The organism is Thermomonas sp., from assembly GCF_035369645.1.
Lineage (GTDB): Bacteria > Pseudomonadota > Gammaproteobacteria > Xanthomonadales > Xanthomonadaceae > Thermomonas.
The window spans coordinates 1-2,558 of record NZ_DAOOUM010000092.1 but is presented as its reverse complement, the minus strand read 5'-3'; the positions used below and the strand labels follow the sequence as shown (position 1 = coordinate 2,558).

General features: G+C 61.7%; 3 protein-coding genes. All 3 read right to left on the bottom strand.

The window, feature by feature from the left end:
* Window positions 1–449: alpha-ketoacid dehydrogenase subunit beta (locus PK789_RS11620; RefSeq protein ID WP_503011956.1), on the bottom strand; the 449-nt coding region annotated here is incomplete at its 3' end.
* Window positions 446–1,522 (bottom strand): pyruvate dehydrogenase (acetyl-transferring) E1 component subunit alpha, encoded by a 1,077-nt coding sequence (gene pdhA, locus PK789_RS11615; protein WP_223629417.1) that lies wholly within the window; start codon window positions 1,520–1,522, stop codon window positions 446–448. The genes PK789_RS11620 and pdhA, both read right to left, overlap by 4 nt.
* A 125-nt stretch (window positions 1,523–1,647) precedes the next feature.
* A partial coding sequence (locus PK789_RS11610; protein ID WP_503011955.1) for an endonuclease/exonuclease/phosphatase family protein occupies window positions 1,648–2,558 on the bottom strand: 911 nt, incomplete at its 5' end.

Sequence of the window (2,558 nt, the reverse complement as noted above, 5' to 3'; positions counted from 1 at the left end):
GGCATCACCACGCGCAGGCCCGGCACATTGGTGAAGATGGCTTCGTTGGCTTCGGAATGATGTTCCGGCGCACGGATGCCGCCGCCCCACGGCACCCGCAGCACCATCGGGCAGGTCAAGCGGCCACGCGTGCGGTAGCGCATGCGGGCGGCGTGGCAGATGATGAAATCCACCATCGGGTACATGAAACCGTCGAACTGCGCCTCGGCCACCGGCTTCATGCCTTGGCTGGCCATGCCCACGGTCAGGCCGGCAATCGTGGTTTCATCCAGCGGCGTATCCAGGATGCGTTCGGGGCCAAACTGCGCGGACAGGCCGGCGGTGGCGCGGAACACGCCGCCGTTGACGCCCACGTCTTCGCCCAGCACAACCACAGACTCATCCTTGCGCAGTTCATACGCCAAGGCTTGGGTGATGGCTTCAATCAAGGTGATGGGTTGTGCGCTCATGCCCGGTGCTCCCGTGCCATCGCTTCGGTGCGCTGCGTGATCAGCTCACTGGGCAACTCCGCATACAAGTAATCAAACATCGCTTCCACCGGTTGCACGGGCGTATTCAAATACGCGTTGATTTCTTCGTCCACGCGCTTGCCGCTGTCTTCAAGCCAGGCTTTTTCTTGTGCCTCGTCCCACACGCCTTGATCGGTCAGGAATTTGCGCAGGCGCAGGAACGGTTCTTTCTCCCACGCGGCTTTGACTTCGGCGTCATCGCGATAGCGGCGCGCATCGTCGGCGGTGGTGTGGTCATGCAGGCGATAGGTGATGAATTCGATCACGCTGCCGCCTTCGCCATTGCGGGCACGTTCGTGCGCGCGGCGCAGGCCTTCCAGCACCGCGATGATGTCGTTGCCGTCCACTTGCAAGCAGTGCAGGCCACCGGCGATACCTTTTTGCGCCAAGGTATCGGCACCGGTCTGTGCCTTGCGTGGCACGCTGATCGCCCAGCCGTTGTTGACCACGCAGAGGATCAGTGGCAGATGGAACGCACCGGCCGAATTCACCGCGGCATAGAAGTCGGTTTTGGATGAGCCACCGTCACCGCACACCGCCACCGCGACTTTGGTTTGCTTGCGCAGTTTGAACGACAGTGCCGCGCCCGACGCCATCAGCATTTGCGTGGAAATCGGTACGCACCACGGGTAATCGTGGGCGGGCCCGCCAGTGAGCAGGTTGCCGCGTTCGTCGCCACCCCAGTACAGCAACACCTGGCGCGGCAGCACGCCGCGCGCGAACTGCGCGCCGTATTCGCGGTAGCTGGGCGCCAGCACATCCTCCGGCTGCATCGAGTAGCCGATGCCGACGTGGGTAGCCTCATGGCCAAGGCTGGCGGCATAGGTGCCCAACTTGCCGGTGCGTTGCAGCGCAATGGCCTTGCCATCGAAGGTGCGCAGAAACAGCATCTGCTTGAAGATCGGCAGCAGCGATGCGGCGTCGGGGACGGCTGGTGGCAATGGGCCGGCAAGACTGCCGTCGGGTTTGAGGTATTGCAGGTATTCGATATCAAAATGGGCAGCGGTGCTCATGGGGGCCTTCGCGTTGGAGCAATCGCTCTATGATACCGGCGAGCTGCTAACAAACCGTTGCGCGGCGCAATAAAACAAAACGCAGCCGAAGCTGCGTTTTGTCTGAAACCCTGTTGTTGATTGGCTCAGGGGAGCGTGAGAACCGATGTGTTGTCGCCCGAAATGGGGTCGGTGAGCACACTGGACCTGGCGCTGAAGCGCAGCACATCGGTGGGTTTGAAACTACGCTGAGGCTTCACGGTGACGTTGAAGGTATGGGTGGAACCGGCCCGCACAACCGTGGTGGATGTGCAGACGAAACTGCTCACGCTCATGCGCTCGCAGGCCCAGCCAGCACCACCGGCCACGCCGCCTACGGAGGGCACGGGGATCTCCATGTCCACCCACACCTGCACGCCATTCAGATCACTGCTGCCACTGTTGCGTAGCGTCAGCGTGGTGAATGCGCCCTGCAGGCTCATTTGCCGCACCGTCCACGATTGCGCGAGATCCGCGCTGGCCGGGCGCACCACCCCAATGCTCAGACGCACGGGATCATGGTCGGAGACGCGCAGCGGCGGATTGGCAGCGGTGTAGGGCGGGTTGAATTCGCCGTAATGGGCCACGCGGAAGTTGCTGTTGATGCGCGCGTGTTCCACGCTCAGGCCAGTCAGAGCCGGGTCGTTGAGCAGCGCCTGGTTGACCACCGCATGGTCCAGGGTTTGTGCATTGCCACCAAACACATAGGAATAACGCTGCATCGGATCCGCGGTGAGTGCATCACCCAACACCAACGGTGTGGCGACGGGGCTGGCACGATATTCGATGACCGCATTTTCCGGTGCCGCGTGACCAGAAATGATGCCCATCGAATCCACATAGCCATCGTTGAACGGGAACGCGTTGAAGTCACCCACCAGCACGATTTTCTCGGCCGGGTTGGCGATTTGCATATCGTTCACCACATTGGCCAGGAACATTGCCTGTTCGGCACGCTTGTAACGCACGCGGCTATCGACCGGATCATCGTTGCCATTGAGCGAGCGCAGATGATTGG